The sequence below is a fragment of the Arenibacter flavimaris genome, from assembly GCF_030291335.1.
Taxonomy (GTDB): domain Bacteria; phylum Bacteroidota; class Bacteroidia; order Flavobacteriales; family Flavobacteriaceae; genus Arenibacter.
The window spans coordinates 1-20094 of the sequence record NZ_JASWIM010000058.1; the positions used below are offsets into that span (position 1 = coordinate 1).

Sequence of the window (20094 nt, forward strand, 5' to 3'; positions counted from 1 at the left end):
CCGAAAAGCTCGACTTATCAATCCACTCCACCGTTCCGGAAGCATCGGTGACCAATACCTGGTCGTTACCGCCGCTCAATATGTTTTCTGTCTGTACCGCATCGTCCGCCAGTTTGGCATTGGTAACCGCGTCATCATCCAATTTTATTGTGGTAACCGCTCCATCATTCAGTTTTGCCGTTACTATGGAAAGATCCTCTACTTTAAAGGGATCCCCAACAGTTCCTGCTCCTGTAATGGTAACCTGGTCCGCAATGGCCGAAAAGCTCGACTTATCAATCCACTCCACCGTTCCGGAAGCATCGGTGACCAATACCTGGTCGTTACCGCCGCTCAATATGTTTTCTGTCTGTACCGCATCGTCCGCCAGTTTGGCATTGGTAACCGCGTCATCATCCAATTTTATTGTGGTCACTGCCCCATCATTCAATTTTGCCGTTACTATGGATAGGTCCTCTACTTTAAAAGGATCACCAACAGTTCCTGCTCCTGTTATGGTAACCTGGTCCGCAATGGCCGAAAAACTCGACTTATCAACCCACTCCACCGTTCCGGAAGCATCGGTGACCAATACCTGGTCATTACCGCCGCTCAATATGTTTTCTGTCTGTACCGCATCGTCCGCCAATTCTGCATTGGTAATTCCATCGGCCGATACGTCCAAGGTATAGGGACTAACCGTTGTTCCTGCACCTGAACGTACCAAAGTGCCATCCGTGGCGTTTGTCACCTCGTTTCCGATTACACCATCAACTTCCGTTACCGTCACTGAGCCTAAATCTACTAAAATCCAGTCGGTACCGTCCCATTGCATTACCTGCCCGGAGACCGTACCATCAGCGATGTTTTCCAATTGCACCGCATCATCCGCCAATTTAGCATTGGTAACCGCGTCAGGGCCAAGCTTGGAATTTACTATGGAAAGATCCTCTACTTTAAAAGGATCCCCAACAGTACCTACACCCGTAATCGTTACCTGGTCGGCCAAAACAGCAAAGCTCGACTTATCCACCCAGACCACTGTTCCAGCAGCATCGGTGACCAATACCTGATCGTTACCACCTGAGGAAATATCCTCCGTTAAAATGGTACCGTTCAATATGTTTTCTGTCTGAACCGCATCGTCCGCCAATTTAGCATTGGTCACTGCATCATCGTCTAGTTTTGCCGTTACTATGGATAGATCCTCTACTTTAAAAGGATCCCCAACAGTTCCTGCTCCTGTTATGGTAACCTGGTCCGCAATGGCATCGAAGCTGGACTTGTCAACCCAAACCACCGTTCCCACTGCATCGGTGACCAATACCTGATCGTTACCACCTGAGGAAATATCCTCCGTTAAAATGGTACCGTTCAATATGTTTTCTGTCTGAACCGCATCGTCCGCCAATTTAGCATTGGTCACTGCATCATCGTCTAGTTTTATCGTGGTAACCGCTCCATCGTCCAATTTTGCCGTTACTATGGATAGATCCTCTACTTTGAAAGGATCGCCTATTGTACCTACCCCTGTTATGGTAACCTGGTCCGCAATGGCATCGAAGCTGGACTTGTCAACCCAAACCACCGTTCCCACCGCATCGGTGACCAATACCTGATCGTTACCGCCTGAGGAAATATCCTCCGTTAAAATGGTACCGTTCAATATGTTTTCTGTCTGTACCGCATCATCCGCCAACTTGGCATTGGTGACCGCGTCATCCCCTAATTTTATCGTGGTAACCGCTCCATCGTCCAATTTTGCCGTTACTATGGATAGATCCTCTACTTTGAAAGGATCGCCTATTGTACCTACCCCTGTTATGGTAACCTGGTCCGCAATGGCATCGAAGCTGGACTTGTCAACCCAAACCACCGTTCCCACCGCATCGGTGACCAATACCTGATCGTTACCGCCGCTCAATATGTTTTCTGTCTGAACCGCATCGTCCGCCAACTTGGTATTGGTAACAGCGTCATCACCTAATTTTATCGTGGTAACCGCTCCATCGTCCAGTTTAGCCGTTACTATGGATAAATCCTCTACTTTGAAGGGATCTCCAACAGTTCCAGCCCCTGTTATGGTAACCTGGTCCGCAATGGCATCGAAGCTGGACTTGTCAACCCAAACCACCGTTCCCACCGCATCGGTGACCAATACCTGATCGTTACCGCCTGAGGAAATATCCTCCGTTAAAATGGTACCGTTCAATATGTTTTCTGTCTGTACCGCATCGTCCGCCAGTTTGGCATTGGTGACCGCGTCATCCCCTAATTTTATCGTGGTAACCGCTCCATCGTCCAATTTTGCCGTTACTATGGATAGATCCTCTACTTTGAAGGGATCTCCAACAGTTCCAGCCCCTGTTATGGTAACCTGGTCCGCAATGGCATCGAAGCTGGACTTGTCAACCCAAACCACCGTTCCGGAAGCATCGGTGACCAATACCTGATCGTTACCACCTGAGGAAATATCCTCCGTTAAAATGGTACCGTTCAATATGTTTTCTGTCTGTACCGCATCGTCTGCCAACTTAGCATTGGTAACCGCGTCATCACCTAATTTTATCGTGGTAACCGCTCCATCGTCCAGTTTTGCCGTTACTATGGATAGGTCCTCTACTTTAAAAGGATCCCCAACAGTTCCTGCTCCTGTAATGGTAACCTGGTCGGCAATGGCTGAAAAACTCGACTTATCAACCCACTCCACCGTTCCGGAAGCATCGGTGACCAATACCTGGTCGTTACCGCCGCTCAATATGTTTTCTGTCTGAACCGCATCGTCCGCCAACTTGGCATTGGTAACCGCGTCATCACCTAATTTTATTGTGGTCACTGCCCCATCATTCAGTTTTGCCGTTACAATGGAAAGGTCCTCTACTTTAAAGGGATCCCCAACGGTTCCCGCTCCTGTTATGGTAACCTGATCGGCAATGGTCGAAAAGCTCGACTTATCAATCCACTCCACCGTTCCGGAAGCATCGGTGACCAATACCTGGTCGTTACCGCCGCTCAATATATTTTCTGTCTGTACCGTATCGTCCGCCAGTTTGGCATTGGTAACCGCGTCATCACCTAATTTTATCGTGGTAACCGCTCCATCGTCCAGTTTTGCCGTTACTATGGATAGGTCCTCTACTTTAAAGGGATCCCCAACAGTTCCTGCTCCTGTTATGGTAACCTGGTCCGCAATGGCCGAAAAGCTCGACTTATCAACCCACTCCACTGTTCCGGAAGCATCGGTGACCAATACCTGGTCGTTACCACCGCTCAATATGTTTTCCGTATGAACCGCATCGTCCGCTAATTCTGCATTGGTAATTCCATCGGCCGATACGTCCAAGGTATAGGGACTAACCATTGTTCCTGCTCCTGAACGTACCAAAGTGCCATCGGTGGCGTTTGTAACCTCGTTTCCGATTACACCATCCACTTCCGTTACCGTCACTGAGCCTAAATCAATTAGAACCCAGTCGGTTCCATCCCATTGTATTACTTGTCCAGAAGCTGTACCATCAGCAATATTCTCCAATTGTACCGCATCGTCCGCCAACTTAGCATTGGTGACCGCGTCAGGGCCTAGCTTGGAATTTACTATGGATAGATCCTCTACTTTGAAAGGATCACCTATTGTACCTACACCCGTAATCGTTACCTGGTCGGCCAAAACAGCAAAGCTCGACTTATCCACCCAGACCACTGTTCCAGCAGCATCGGTGACCAATACCTGATCGTTACCGCCTGAGGAAATATCCTCCGTTAAAATGGTACCGTTCAATATGTTTTCTGTCTGTACCGCATTGTCCGCCAACTTGGCATTGGTGACGGCATCATCCCCTAATTTTATCGTGGTAACAGCTCCATCGTCCAGTTTTGCCGTTACTATGGATAGGTCCTCTACTTTGAAAGGATCGCCTATTGTACCTACCCCTGTTATGGTAACCTGGTCCGCAATGGCATCGAAGCTGGACTTGTCAACCCAAACCACCGTTCCCACTGCATCGGTGACCAATACCTGATCGTTACCGCCTGAGGAGATATCCTCCGTTAAAATGGTACCGTTCAATATGTTTTCTGTCTGTACCGCATCGTCCGCCAGTTTGGCATTGGTGACGGCATCATCGTCCAATTTTGCCGTTACTATGGAAAGATCCTCTACTTTAAAAGGATCGCCTATTGTACCTACCCCTGTTATGGTAACCTGGTCCGCAATGGCATCGAAGCTGGACTTGTCAACCCAAACCACCGTTCCCACTGCATCGGTGACCAATACCTGATCGTTACCGCCGCTCAATATGTTTTCTGTCTGAACCGCATCGTCCGCCAACTTGGCATTGGTGACCGCGTCATCACCTAATTTTATCGTGGTAACCGCTCCATCGTCCAGTTTTGCCGTTACTATGGATAGATCCTCTACTTTGAAAGGATCGCCTATTGTACCTACCCCTGTTATGGTAACCTGGTCCGCAATGGCATCGAAGCTGGACTTGTCAACCCAAACCACCGTTCCCACTGCATCGGTGACCAATACCTGATCGTTACCGCCTGAGGAGATATCCTCCGTTAAAATGGTACCGTTCAATATGTTTTCTGTCTGTACCGCATCGTCCGCCAGTTTGGCATTGGTGACGGCATCATCACCTAGTTTTATCGTGGTAACCGCTCCATCGTCCAGTTTTGCCGTTACTATGGATAGGTCCTCTACTTTGAAGGGATCCCCAACAGTTCCAGCCCCTGTTATGGTAACCTGGTCCGCAATGGCATCGAAGCTGGACTTGTCAACCCAAACCACCGTTCCCACTGCATCGGTGACCAATACCTGATCGTTACCGCCTGAGGAAATATCCTCCGTTAAAATGGTACCGTTCAATATGTTTTCTGTCTGTACCGCATCGTCCGCCAATTTAGCGTTGGTAACCGCATCATCGTCCAGTTTTGCCGTTACTATGGATAAATCCTCTACTTTGAAAGGATCCCCAACAGTTCCAGCCCCTGTTATGGTAACCTGGTCCGCAATGGCATCGAAGCTGGACTTGTCAACCCAAACCACCGTTCCCACTGCATCGGTGACCAATACCTGATCGTTACCGCCTGAGGAAATATCCTCCGTTAAAATGGTACCGTTCAATATGTTTTCTGTCTGTACCGCATTGTCCGCCAACTTGGCATTGGTGACGGCATCATCCCCTAATTTTATCGTGGTAACAGCTCCATCGTCCAGTTTTGCCGTTACTATGGATAGGTCCTCTACTTTGAAGGGATCGCCTATTGTACCTACCCCTGTTATGGTAACCTGGTCCGCAATGGCATCGAAGCTGGACTTGTCAACCCAAACCACCGTTCCCACTGCATCGGTGACCAATACCTGATCGTTACCACCGCTCAATATGTTTTCTGTCTGTACCGCATTGTCCGCCAACTTGGCATTGGTGACCGCGTCATCACCTAGTTTTATCGTGGTAACCGCTCCATCGTCCAGTTTTGCCGTTACTATGGATAGATCCTCTACCTTGAAGGGATCTCCAACAGTTCCAGCCCCAGTGATCGTTATTTGATCGGCGATGGTTGCAAAACCCGACTTATCAACCCAAGCAACTAAACCTGTTGCGTCGGTGACCAAAACTTTGTCGATACCTCCGCTTAAAATATTTTCTATTTGAACTGCGTTATCGGCCAATTTTGAATTCGTAACAGCATCATCCCCAATTTCCAATGTTACATCTCCCAACAAAGCGTTTATGTCCCCACCCACATCAATGGTAGTTGATGTAATATTACCATCACCTGCAAGGCTACTTAGATCTGCATTAAAAGTTCCGCCGTTCTCAAGGGTAAGTGTCAACTGATTGTTAACGGGATTAAAACTAAAAACCTGAATTTGCTGGCTATCCGTAGATGTCAACTCCCACGAGTCCCCATCCCAAAAGTATATCGTTCCTGTGTTTGTATTTACATATACATCCCCAACATCGGCACCAGTAGGTGTTGTTGTCCCAGGCGCAGTAACTAGTGTACCACTCAATACCTCACAATTACACTGGTCTTCCAAATTTACGGTTGTCTGCGCCAAGGCAAATCCAGAAATTAGAAATATGATTATTAAAATCCCCTTCTTCATGGTATATACTTTACTTAAGTTGGTCTTTTTTAGTGTGGCTCAACGGTCTTGAATGTTCAAAACTGTTGTAATTGAACCAAACCGATTTATAACACCATACAAAATTAGCCGTATACATGGCAGTGGGAAATAAATGTTGTGTAACCCTATATTTGTACTGTCTATACATGGATAATTGAGGTTTTGATCTATACGAAGGTCTATTTTCAAGTGATTTCACTCGTCGATTATCCCAATAATAGCAATACTTGCCGAAAATAATTTGTGGGAAAAATCTGTGGGAAATTTGCTTGTAATTTGATATAATTCCACTAATTAGTTTTAATCCCAACCATTATTTCCTGATAGATTTTGAGGGTTTTATCCGTATTGAACGGCCCTAAAACCTCAGCTTCCGAAAATTGAAAAAACAAAAGTAAAATAGCACTTTGGACAGTATCCAGCAGAATTAATCGATTAATTATCAATGTGTTAAATTGTCTTTTTCCAATCCTGTAAAATGGGACCCCAAACCCAAATCCTAGGATTTCGAATAACTTCTTAGACATAGTAATTATACCCAATTGCTTTCCGAAGCAACTCGTCCAAAGGATTCCAATTGTTAAAAAGTATTTATGGTTGCAGACCAACTAGTTTTAAAACTTGTAATTTGTCGATTTTCAAGCTGTACACCGACTCTTTTCAGAGTATGGTTTCATGGTAATCCTGCCCCTATTATCAGCTGTAAAACCATCATAAAAATCAAATAACTTAACATTATGGGCAGTTCTTTTATTGGCCATGTCAGGATAAAGGGTATGGATCCCAATCCCCAAAATCAGTAATAAATCTTAAAGAGGAGGCGTTTATTTTGAAATGTGGTCAATGTATTTGGGTAAAGCAAAAGAGCTCCATAAAAAAAATAGGTGTTTTTTAATGAAGGTAAATCCTTATTGAAATTAAGTGGGCGTAATCCTAAGTGACCAACAAATCATATGTATTGCAAAGATCTAATACAAGTTTTCGCAATGTTGTATACCCTACCAAAGTAAATGCCAAAGATTAAAATGGCGACATCTTCAAATTTAAGGTTTGTTTTTTTGCCATTTGAAAAGCTTCAACAGAGAAATGCCTTAATAAGAAACGTATAACATTTAATTCTTTTTAACACGATAAGTTATTCGCCTATTGGTAATTACCGTATATCCCTTTATAATACTATGAGGTGAAAATTCTGAGGTTGAATTGGAAATAGTAGCGGTAGAGGTTAAAAAGTCCCCTTTTACAACGCCTGAAGGAAGAGGGATGGAGAATTTAAACCTATTGGTACTATCTGTATTCCCATCCAAATCAGTAAAAGAAGATGCCCCGGATCGGGTATCCGAACCACTGCCTTCCACTACAGTGGCCAAATAAGTCTGGCCCTCTCCATAGTCGGTTGTCATTCCCAATTGGTTGTCCCCAGCGGTGGCGGTTCCTTGGTTTATATCTGTCAAAAATAGTTCTATAATTGCCCCAGGCCTTGCCCAACCTTCCACAACCAGGTTGGTTCCCGTAGCATATGCAGCTTCTATAATTGGAAAGTTCAACAAATTATTGGGTCCGTTATCTCCGTCCCCGGAATCGTTCAAGGTTACCCCATCCCCATTCTTTTTGGATTCATCCAGATCTATTCCCAAGGACGGGGCTCGCTGTCCGTTGTTATATATAGAATTTTGCGAAATCAAAACACCGGAAACATTCTCCGCCACTACGATTCCCTCACCTTGATTACTGTGAATTACGTTTCTAAAAACAGTGGCATCTGCTGCCTTCAAACGAATACCCGAATCATCGAATATTCCTCCACCGCAGGCATTATTATTTATACCATTATTGGTAATGGTGTTCTCCGTTATCATCAATCCGGCAGCATAGTCATCCCCTTCCAATCCAATTCCTGCTGCCTCATTGATTAAATTGTAGCGAATGGTTATCGCATTGCCATCCTCAATTAAAATATTTTCTGAACATGTATCATTTGCTCCATTTCTGTAAAAGTGATTAAATTCGATAACTGTAGCGGTTCCTCCATCCAAATGAACTGCGGCCTCGTCCGAACCACTGAGATAATTTCTGGCGATGGTAGTTTCCCCGTCTACAATTTCCACGGCATATTCCAAATTTCCCGACTTAGCTCCCAATGCATTTACTCCGAGTAAATTCTCGTATAGAAAAGCAGTACCTGAATTTACCTGAATGGTCGACTTATCATTGTTATATACCCCTAAATTTCGAAGGGTAGCACTATTTCCTTCCAACCTAAACAACTCCCTGGAATCTCCACGGACTTGAATTTCAGGCAAATTATAATTGGGCAGTACGGAAGCAGAAATTCCAACACTTGTACCTCCGTCCCCAATGGTCCCTGAGTTGGTATCCCCTGAATAAGCCGTTTGGGTCCTACCATCAATAACGGTGTTTGTCCCCGTTATTATTGATAACTGGTAGGCATCAGTAATATTGATATCGAAAAATCCATTGGCAAAATTGGAATCAGCTGTTCTCCCCAATGCATCCGATGTAGAAGGTATCATAAATATAGAGGTATCTTCACCAGCAGCAGGGTCAAATATGGAATTGGCCTCTATATCCAATCCGGTTTCATTTAAGTTATTGGAATTAACTATGAATTGTTCCAACGAGCCTTGACCAAATTCATTGGTATTTACTATGGTGTTGAAGTTAAAACCGAAATCTATGCCCACTACTCCATCACCTGCTACGGAAACCGTGGATACACTCTGCGCATTATTTATAACTCCCAAAGCAACATCTTGCTGGGCACTAGGATTTGCACCTCCTACCTCGTCCGTTACCTCTATCAAAGAGGAAGGGCCACGGTACTTTCTAAAGGTTTGTACCGGATAGCAGGTAGAGCAATTTAGTCCGCCCCTATTTGAGCGCACGGTAGAATTAACAGCCTTTATGCGATAGTCCCCATCGGCCATTCCCCCAAAGGAATAATAGCCATTGATATCAGTATTCTTTCTCTGTATAAAATTGCCAGCGGAATCAAATAGTTCCACAACTGCTCCAGATACAGGTAATCCCCCGGAAGACAACCTATCCCGACCAGGCCCACCTGGATAATTTACATCTTCGAAAACTCGGCCAGCAATTAAATTGGAAGGAACCTTAATAACCACTGCAGCAGAGATTACAAAATCCTGCCCCACATCTACATTGGCGGTAACCTGGCTATCCGATGGTAGTATATATGAAGATATATCATAGGTATCCAGATCCACACCATATGAAGTTGCGGAATTGTACACCGGACCTACCGTATTGTCATAAATAGTGGAGTTGTAGGCATTATTGCCCGATTGACCTCCGTCTCCTGAAAGCACGTAAGTAGTGCCCGATTGATTGGTTATGGAAAGTTCTTCGGGATTGCTGGAACCAGAACTTGAACCATCCAAGTTTGGGTCACCCTCCCAAGATAAAAACGAGGCTTTTGCCCCAGAGCCCGCAATAGCAAAGAAAGAATCCAGGGTAAAAGAAGTTCCCGAATTGCTTAGACCATCAAAACCTTGGTATAAATTAATATTTACAGCGGGCAATGAAGGGTCTTCATAAAATACAATTAAAGTCCATCCCCCAAGCACTGTAGCGGTTGAGCAATAACTTCCTGTATTGTCTATGTCCAGATCGCTAAAGTCGTAAGTATTTGTTGATGGGTTGGGAATCCCTTGTACAATACTGGTTACATCACTTACATAGCCATAAAAATTTCTGTTGGTCAGCGTAGTCTGGTATAAATAATTTGCAGAAACATTTTGTCCCTCAAATGTTACATCCGGATCACGTACGGTGTTGGAATGTGCCCAATACAAATAGGCCCTTTCCACAGTGGCCGAGGCCGGAATTGGAGAAACCAGCGTATTGGAAGAAGACGTTGTTATAGCACATGCGTTTCCACTGTTGCTTTCGGTTCTCAAAGTACCTCCTGTAGTAGAATAATCGTAGTACCCGTCAAACTCCTGAAAAAGTGTCAACGGATCATTGGCCAGAATCTGCGTGTTAATAGTTCCTGTTCCAGTATCCGAATAATTAATGGTACCGTATGTGGAAGTAGCCCCAGTAAATCTTATGGTAAACTCTTCCGCATTCTCCGGAACCCCATCATTGGAAATAGGTATCGAAATAGTTTGGACATTTCCCAGTTCACCGTTAAAGGTCAAGGTCCCAGTGGTCGCAGTATAATCACTACCTGCCAAAGCGGTGCCATCTACCGTTTCGAAATTTACTGTAAATGGAACATGTATAAAACTGAACAGAAAATTATATCCATGCCTTGCCCTTGTCTGTCTTACTGTAAAGACCGCATTGCCTACATCTTCGTCAAAGGAAATATCATCTATAACTATTTTAGGACCCTCTGGATAACAGTTAACCTCCGCTTCCCAACCTCCTGCCGTATTGGAACCATTGGAGGTAAACCTAAATGTTAAACAACCGGAAGCATGGGTCGACTCTATAATATCCGGTACATTATTATTATTGTACTGCCCTATTAAGGTCCCAGAAGTTGTTGTTCCTTCATAAATATATAAGCGATCGTCATTGGCTACATCAAAACCAATAAAATCCAAACTAATGTAATTATCTACAACATCAGGACAAATAGTATATACAATGTCCTGGTTATTATTATAATTATTTATCCCTCCAGGATCCAAAAACGTATCACTACATGTATTTACCGTAGTTCCATTGGTCATTATAATCCCGTCGTTATCAACAATGGTTGCATCGGCCGTATCGGTAAGATTAACACTGGCATCGGATGATGCTGTAAGTTGAATGGTAAAGGTTTCACTGCTTTCTATTATACCATCATCGATTATGGCAACTGTAAAAGATTCAGAATCTCCAGTGGTTCCATTGAAATTTAAAGTTCCCGTAGTAGAGGTATAATCACTTCCCGAACTCGCAGAACCGTTTACCGTTTGATAATCCACGGTAAAAGCACCTGCCGCACTTGGACCATTATGCGTAACTGTAAACGTTGCAGTACCTGCTCCTTCGTTTACTGTAACATCCTCAATATTCATCCTTGGACCTCTAGGCAAACAAGAGATTAATGCCTCCCATCCTGTACCAGTTACACTATAATCTGAGGTAAACCTAAAAGTTAAACACCCTGAAGCGCTGGTTGCGGTTATAGAAGAAGGGGGTGGATTGCCATTATGGTATTGACCTATTAAAGTGGCCGAGGTAGATGTCCCATCATAAATATATAAAAAATCATACCCTGATTCCAGATCAAAACTGTTGAAATTCAAAGATAGATCTGTATTGATCGTATCCGGACATAGGGTGTATACAAAACTCTGATTGCTGGAATAATTTCCAGACCCTCCAGAATCAAGAAAAGTACCACTACAAGTATTATCGGTAGCACCATTGGTTATGATAAAAGTGTCATTATCAACAATGGTTCCTACGGCCGTATCTGAAATATCAACACTAGCATTGGAAGCACTTGTAAACCGCACTGTAAATGTTTCATTATTTTCTGAAGTGGCATCATCCAATAATGGAACAGTAATTGTTTCAGAATCACCCGATAGCCCATTAAATACAAGTGTACCTGTTGAAGAAGTATAGTCGGAACCAGCTATTGCAGAACCATTGGAGGTTGCATAATTCACGGTAAATGCTCCAACGGCATTTGCCCCTGTATGGGTTGCGGTAAAGGTAGCCGTACCATCCCCCTCGTTAACGGTAACATCATCAACCACTATTACAGGATTGAAAATAGCGGTAAATAGTACGTTGTCGATATAAATGCGCTCATTGTTTCCCCAACCATTACTATTGGAAACAAAACGAATAGCCGAATTACTTGAAATCTGGGCTGCCGTTAAAGTATGTGAAATGGTACCGGAGTTAGAACTATTAATGGAGCTTATGGTTTGCCATGATGAAGTGGAATTGTTCCAAAGTTGAACATTCAAGCCTTCATTTCCCCTATCGTCTGCATCATAATCCAAAGTCAATGTCACGGCGGTAGCACCATCCAAGTTTAGGTACCGCCTTATCCTATCGTTATTATCCAATTCATCAAACCGCAATCTATTACCTGTGATACGAATATTTCCACCTGATGGGCTATCGCCATCATTATCTTCATCCCAATTTGTAGAAAAGTTAGAATTCCCGTTATTATTGGAATACGAAGTATTGCCAAAATTGTCCAAATAGGTCTGCTGCCCAAAAAGACCTGACATCGATAATAATGCCAGTAAAAAAACTAGATATCTACTTAAAATCTTCATTAACACTTTGCATTGTGAGCCTATTTTAACAACAGAAAATCTAGGTTCATTTACTTCTACATATTAATCAGGAAATAAAAACTCCTTTATTATCCCAATAAAGACAATCCTTTGTAAAAAATAAAAATAGAACTCATTGGAACTATGACCTAAATATTGTTGTGTAAGGAACCCAAGTCACCGTGAAGAGTATGAATTCTGCTGTTAAGAAAATTAAAAGGCAGGTAAATTGACCTATAATGCCTCCATGTATTTGGTCGATAACCTGCATAGAAACAACATTCTGTAAATTTCAATTTAGCAAGCTATTGACTAAAAAACCGGCCAGTTATTAAACCACAGAAAACACTGCTACATATCTACCCTATAGGTAATTTTCTTATTGGTAATAACAGTTTTAACTCTAACGGATAACAATGCGGAATCCGAAATTAGCGCTGTACAACCGGAACCTGATTTCGAAACCAAAACGCGATACCTATAACCGTTTTTGTCCAATCCTACGGTCTTCACTGTCATAGTTGCAGATTGGGTGCCCGAATACTCCACCCCATCAGCTATGTTGTTGTAGAGTGTACCTCCATCAGTACTCACCTGCCACTGGTATGAATCCACGTAATTGGCAGATACTGTAAAATTGGTAGACGACCCGGCAAAAATAGTCTGGTCGGTAGGAGCCGAACTTATTGTTATGGGATTTACGGTTATCGTTTGTGTCACATCCGTACTATTGCCTGCCACATCGGAAATCCTATAGGTACGTGTTATAATTTCTGGGTTACTGCCTCCATTACTCACATCGCCCACAAAAATTACGGATGGATTTACTGTACAATTATCGGACTCATCCAATACCACCTCAGGGTCTGGAGAAGGAATATCCACTATACAATTCACATTAAGCGGCGATGGATTACTCGCTGTTGGATCAATATTATCCACCACTATCCTTGTAACTGCTGAAATTTGTGGATAGGGTGGGTCTCCCGGCATACCTCCATATTCCACTAAATACCCCTTGGGTTGATAATTCCCACTTCCAGCACCTGTGTTGGACAAATCGTTCCACGAACCATCGAAACCGGTACCTGGTGCATTGATATGGGCATAATCCTCATTTCCTGAATTATTTGGCTCCCCATTGTTCCAATTGGCATAATTATAGGGTGCTGTTACCGTTCCTGTCTGTGCCCCCGTCCAAAATTGGTTCCCAGCTTCAGGACCGGTTACCCATAACCACTCACCTTCCACGGCAGCATCACTGGCACCTATCCAACCTGCGCCGCTGGATTGTTTTCCCAAAAGATCTGCTTCATCAGTATTGGTCAATGTAGCCAAATATCCTTGTAGTCCATAGAACGTACGTAATTCGGCTGCATCCCTGGCCGCTGTCCAGGTAATTCCTACAGCTGGAATATATTCATAATAATGTTGTGTTGACAACAAGTAATTTGCTTCCGCCAAGACTATCGAAAACTCCTTAACAGTTCCCGATGTTGGGCTTCCAGAAGAATTATACCCAACATCTAAAATTGCCGCTTCAAAATCTGCTAAAGAAGCAGGGCCTATCAAACTCAGCTTCCCCTCGGAAACATCCCAAGAAGCATTAATATCAGGGTGAGAACCACTTAGTGAAAGCACATCACCAGAACTATCATAATTCGTAGTTATCTGAACATAAACCGACCAAATTTCAGTATCATCAGGGTCGGTAATGGTTACTGTCTGAACAATAGGAACGGCCACACCAGGACAATACAATTGATCGCCTGTTGCAACTATGGTAGGAGGTTGATCTGCAGCAGTATCTATATCATCCCGGAAATCCAGATCCCCTCCCGTGGATGCATCATTATCAAAATCGGGTAAAGCTATTGAACCTCCATCCGTATTTAAAGGGTTGTCTATTCTTCCCCCTGGATCGCCATATCCATTGGTCGTATCTATGGCATTGTCCAATCCATCATTATCCGTGTCGCCTCCAGAAAGGGTTATGCCGGCTTCCGCCCTATCATCCGGTCCCTGATTATCGCTATTGGTATCCATAAAATCAGGCGTCCCATCACCATCGGTATCTACGGGTATCAATCCATTGGCCCCATAAGCATTATCCAGCCCATCATTATTGGAATCCGAAGTAGTTGGAGGTAAATAACCTATTGTAGTCTGTGCCTCTACATTATCCGGTATTCCGTCCCCGTCGCTATCCAAATCCAAATAATTAGGCACTCCGTCCAAATCGGTGTCCAATAAATCACAGCCTCCGTCACCATATTTAGCTCCATAAACCCGGGCGCCTACTTGGTAAGCTTCAATTCGAATATACTCTATTGCACTGCCACTAACGGTAAAGGTATATTGGGAAATGCTGCCGCTAGGCACTCCATTTGCAGCCGCTAAATATCCATTATTACCACCAGCGGCCGTAGAGCGTTGTATTTGCATGTCCGATGTTGAAACTGAGGGGGCTGCCCCCAAATAAACCGTTATCTCGGTACCAACAGTCACTGGTTCGGGAAACCTTAAAAGTAACCTAGAACTGGATCCCGGATATACCGATGTGGGGTTATGGGCATATGTATTTCCCGGGGTACCCTGGGCATTGGAAGGGTTGGTAAAATACAGTACGTTGGAAGCTATTTGTACAACACCCCCGCTAACGGTACCACACTCATTTATATTCAATATCCCGTCATTGTCCGCATCAATATCGGAACTATCCGGAATACCATCACCATCGGTATCCATCAAGGGTACGGTACAATCATTGGAAAGTATACTGAAAGGAATTAATTGCTTGGAAATAGAAGGTCCTTGATATCTGACTTCGAGTACTTGACCACCTCCATTCTCATAGAACAACACCTCAATTTGATGAAAACCAGGGGTCAAGGTTACAGAACCATTTCTTTCTTGGGAACCGTGATCTCCATCGTTATTTACAATCTGCGTCCCATCTATAAACAGTTTTGAACCGTCATCCGAGGTTGTATAAAAAGTATAGGCTCCTGCCGTTGCTATTTGTATATATCCCGTGTACCTGATGGCAAAGGAGTCCGTATCACCTGGATCCACCGTATTTTGAAGGGTTCCAACATTAAAACTGCCTATTTGGCCGGTAGACAAAGCTCCGAAAGTAGGAATATTGTCTACAGAATTTCCAGCAGGCACCATATCATAAAACTCATAGGCCAAGGTGTTGGTACACATAGGTGGATTACCTACCAATAGTATATTATCGAGCCGATATCTATCGTTACTCTCATTGGTTGAAAAATTAGCTTCCAATTCCAAGGTAGCACCCATAGGAATCGAAAAAGAATAACTACTACTTGGATTCAAGACCGGGTCCACCATATTTACCCATGTTCCTCCATCCAAACGATATCTAAATGAAAAACGGTCCGTACCTTCAACATTATTTGCAGCTATGTCAAAACCTAGATTGATGTCGGCCAAACCTCTTATATTAATTGGGTCCGTCCTCCAATAACCGGAGGCGCTGGAGGATCTTGTTTCTATCCTATTGGAACGTACAAGCGCACCATTACCGGACGACCAATTAGTAGGGGATATTCCTGTTGCCGTCCCTGTAGCAACATCATTGGAATACGAGAAATTTTCGTTCCAAATAGTGGTTTGTGCAAATAAGGGGCATACGAGCAATAAAGAAATTAATACCATTCCTTGCTTAAAGACACCAGATTTTAATAATGTAGAGAAAAAAATCATGTTCGTATTTTAGTACAAGGTCTAGATCCAATAAAATTCCCTACAAATCTAGTGCTTTGAAAATGTTTACAAAATCAATGTTGTAAAACCTCTCTAAGCACATGTGAAATTATCAAAACCTGAAGTCCGTGATTTAAAAAGTCAAATCCCGCAAAAAAAAATGCAGTTGCCTGGGCAACTGCATTTTTTATGAAGTTATTAAAATATTCTATTCCAAAATCAAAAATTCCGACCTACGGTTCAATTGATGCTCAGCTTTTGAACATCTAACGCCATTGACACAGCGGTTCACCAAACGGGTTTCACCGAACCCTTCCCCTGCCAATCTGTCGCCACTAATTCCTTTGGAAATCATATAGGCAACGGTAGATTCTGCTCTTTTTTGGGACAGCCATAGGTTATAGGCATCATTCCCTTGACTATCCGTATGGGAGGTGACCTTAAGTTTTAAACTTGGATACTTCTCCATGGCGGCAATTACTTTTTGAATTTCAATTTCTGCATCCGGCCTTACATTATACCTATCAAAATCGAAATAAATGGTACTCAACTGCAATAATTTTGCAAGATCATCCCCATAGCCGGCCGTAACCCTATCCCTTTCCAAATAAAAATCAACTATCAATGGCTTACTATCCGATAAATTTAAATACTCCTCGGAAGGTACATAACCTTGCATAGTAGCCCTCACAAAATTACCCTGATTACAGTCTATGGCTATGCTATAATTTCCATTGGAATCCGTAATTACCGATGCCAATTCCTCATTATTCTCATCAATGACCTTTACCGTTGCCCCAACCAAGACCTCATTGGATATTTTGTCCCTTACGGTACCTGTTATTGGTTTAATACAATCGAATTCCAATTTTTTGGTCTCCACAAAACTATATATATCGTCCTCGCCCATTCCATTCTCGCGGTTTGAAGCAAAATAGCCGTTTCTAGTTTCCTCATTTATAATAAAGGTAAAATCGTCCAACTCACTATTTACAGGTTTTCCCACATTTAAAACGGTCCCTATATATTGACTGTTAGAAATTTTTGTGGCAAAAATATCCAGGCCACCTAAGCCAGGATGACCATCGGACGAAAAATACAGTACATTTTCACTAGTAACGTACGGGAAGGTTTCCCTTGCTTCCGTATTAATAATGTTGCCCAAATTTACTGGCGTCCCATAGGTACCATCGCTGTTAACGGCTACTTTAAAAATGTCCGATTCACCATAGGAACCGGGCATATCGGAGGCAAAATATAATACTTTTTCGTCTGGACTAAGTGCAGGGTGTGCTATAGAGTAGGATTCACTATTAAAAGGAAGTTCCTCTATATGGGTCCATATACCATTTTCTTTGACCGCCTTAAAAATTTTAAGCCTTACCACTCCCTTCTCGTCTTTAACGGTTTTACCATCAAATAGATTATTTCTGGTAAAATAAAGGGTATTGCCATCTTTGGTAAAAACCGAAGTAGATTCGTGATATCTGGTATTTATATCCTCCCCAAATTTAACCACCTTGTTTTCAGAAACACTGTCCGCATTAACCTTGTACAGGTCCAAAAAATCTTTGGAATTCCAAGTATGTCTATAGCGTGCCAAATTGCCGGTATCCCTATCCGAAGAGAATATTAGCCCCTGTCCATAAAACGAAGGGGCAAAGTCCGAATATCTAGAATTGAAGGCAAATTTTCCAATTTCATATCTCCCGGAGTTTTTCTCTATTTCCGCCAAATAATCCCTTTCGGTCATATAAAGATTGGCCCTAACGTCTGCAGACGTTATTTGGGTAAACTCTGCCATTACATCCTTGGACAGATCATATTCCCCCAACGACCTCAAAGTCTGGGCATATCTAAAATAGTATTCAGGCCCAATTCCCTCCTTATATTCATTTAGGAGTCTTTTATAAATTTCAGAGGCTTCTTTATATTCTGCATTAAAATAATAGGAATTTCCTAATTTCATTAACAAATCCGCTGACGTATATCCCTTGTCCAATACGCGTTTATAGATGTCTATGGCCGGACTAAAGGAATAGTCCCTATATTTTTCATCTGCCTTATTTATCAATCTATCCTGGGCAATGAGGACGTTACCAAGGACAGAAAATAATACTGTCAGCAAAAAAAATCTTTTTATCATTTTATTTTTTTTAGAAGAAACGCGGAGATACCATTCTACGGAACGATTTCACCAATTCAAATCTTAAAAACACTTCAAAGGACCCATCATTAAACTGCGTCCCCCCCAACTCGGTAGTTTCCCTGTCATAGGCCAGGCCGATCATAAACTGATCGCTCAGCTGAAAGCCCAAAAGACCGCTTAAGGCCGCATCCCATCTATAGGCAGCACCAAAACTAAATTTGTCATTGAACAAGAAACTGGCGGATAAATCAATTTGTAAGGGTGCCCCGCCCACAACTTTGGTCAATAGTGCAGGTTTAAACTTAAAATTATTATTAAGGTCAAATACATAACCAGTAATCAAATAAAAATTCATTCTTTCCTTTGAAAGGAATTCCACCGAATTGGGATCTCGTTGCGAATTGTCAAAATATTGTGTCTCCACTAAATTTGGTGCAGATAGACCTGCATAAAATTTATTGGTATGATAATACACGCCCACACCAAAATTGGGAGAAAATTTATTATCAATATTATCGCCTTGAATGTTTTCAGAATCAAAATTGTTCAATCCATTAAAGTCCAAACTGAGCATATTTCCTCCTACTTTTAATCCAAAGGATAATTTGGCATCCAATGCTACATCAACGGTATAGGACAACACTGCATCCAACTGGGTTTCTTGAACTACACCATCCCCAATATTGTCATTAATAATGGAAATGCCGTAACCCAATCTGCTATTTCTTATTGGTGAATGCAAATTTAAGGTCTGCGTTTTGGGTGCACCTTCCAGACCTACCCACTGGGAACGGTAAAGTGCCGCTGCACTTAATTGCCCTCTAGACCCCGCATATGCAGGGTTTACACTCATGGTATTGTACATATATTGGGTGTACTGTGCATCCTGCTGGGCATATAGTCCCGCAAAGAAGGAAAACAACAATAAAACGGTAACGAGGAGACTCTTTTTATATATCATCTACTATAAAATATTTTATTTACTCACATAAATATAACCACTATCTGTAATATTCTTCTGTTTATTTTCATATTGAAAAATATAATAATAAACTCCTGCGGGCAAATAATTGTTTCCAGTAACTGTAGACCTTGCCTTGGACCTACCGTCAAATACATTATTTTGATTATTGTACCCCTTTCCTTCATAAACGGAAACACCCCATCTATTAAAGATCTTTAAAGTATTGTTATTGGCATTTCTAACCCCCCTAATGAATAGGAAGTCATTTTTACCATCCGAATTAGGGGTCACGAGTTGATTTACTTCAATTATTTCATCTTCGTCACCTTCTTCTACAACTACTGTAACAGTACCTGTATCGCAATTTTCCGTATTGGCCGCTTCACAGATCATGTAGTCTATGGTATAGGTGCCATCGGCCGTACCTGGGGTTACGCTAACACTGCCATCCTCATTGATCGTAAGTTCATCCGTTGGTGTGGATGTAAGCACAACTTCCTCAGCGGCAACCAACTCGCCGTTGATGGTATCGTTGTCCAGTACATTGCTATCGGGTATTAATCCAGTATTGTCTGTATCGGTTGTATAACCATCGTCCACCGCATCGATTGCATTGCCCATATCGGGACCTACCTGAATGCTAACCGTGGCCGTATCACAATTGTCAGTATTGGCCGCTTCACAGATCGTATATTCTATTGTGTAGGTGCCGTCGGCCGTTCCAGGGGCCACACTAACACTTCCATCTTCATTGATCGTAAGTTCATCCGTTGGTGTAGATGTAAGTATTACTTCCTCTGCAGCTACCAGCTCACCGTTGATGGTATCGTTGTCCAGTACGTTGCTT

6 protein-coding genes are annotated in these 20094 nt (G+C 42.8%); all 6 read right to left on the bottom strand.

Going from position 1 to position 20094, the window contains the following annotated elements; genetic code table 11:
• Nucleotides 1-6097: beta strand repeat-containing protein (locus QSE00_RS24105; protein WP_286107862.1), on the bottom strand; the 6097-nt coding region annotated here is incomplete at its 3' end.
• A gap of 1133 nt (nucleotides 6098-7230) precedes the next feature.
• Nucleotides 7231-12402 (bottom strand): Calx-beta domain-containing protein, encoded by a 5172-nt coding sequence (locus QSE00_RS24110; protein WP_286107863.1) that lies wholly within the window; start codon nucleotides 12400-12402, stop codon nucleotides 7231-7233.
• Nucleotides 12403-12753: 351 nt separating this feature from the next.
• Nucleotides 12754-16134 carry a PA14 domain-containing protein gene (locus tag QSE00_RS24115; RefSeq protein WP_286107864.1) on the bottom strand — a complete coding sequence of 1127 codons (3381 nt, stop codon included), beginning with the start codon at nucleotides 16132-16134 and terminating at the stop codon, nucleotides 12754-12756.
• A gap of 208 nt (nucleotides 16135-16342) precedes the next feature.
• On the bottom strand, nucleotides 16343-18280 hold the full coding sequence (locus tag QSE00_RS24120; protein WP_286107865.1) for an OmpA family protein: 1938 nt from the start codon (nucleotides 18278-18280) through the stop codon (nucleotides 16343-16345).
• 10 nt (nucleotides 18281-18290) lie between these two features.
• Nucleotides 18291-19244 (bottom strand): PorP/SprF family type IX secretion system membrane protein, encoded by a 954-nt coding sequence (locus QSE00_RS24125; protein WP_110356684.1) that lies wholly within the window; start codon nucleotides 19242-19244, stop codon nucleotides 18291-18293.
• A gap of 15 nt (nucleotides 19245-19259) precedes the next feature.
• A partial coding sequence (locus tag QSE00_RS24130) for a gliding motility-associated C-terminal domain-containing protein (protein ID WP_286107866.1) occupies nucleotides 19260-20094 on the bottom strand: 835 nt, incomplete at its 5' end.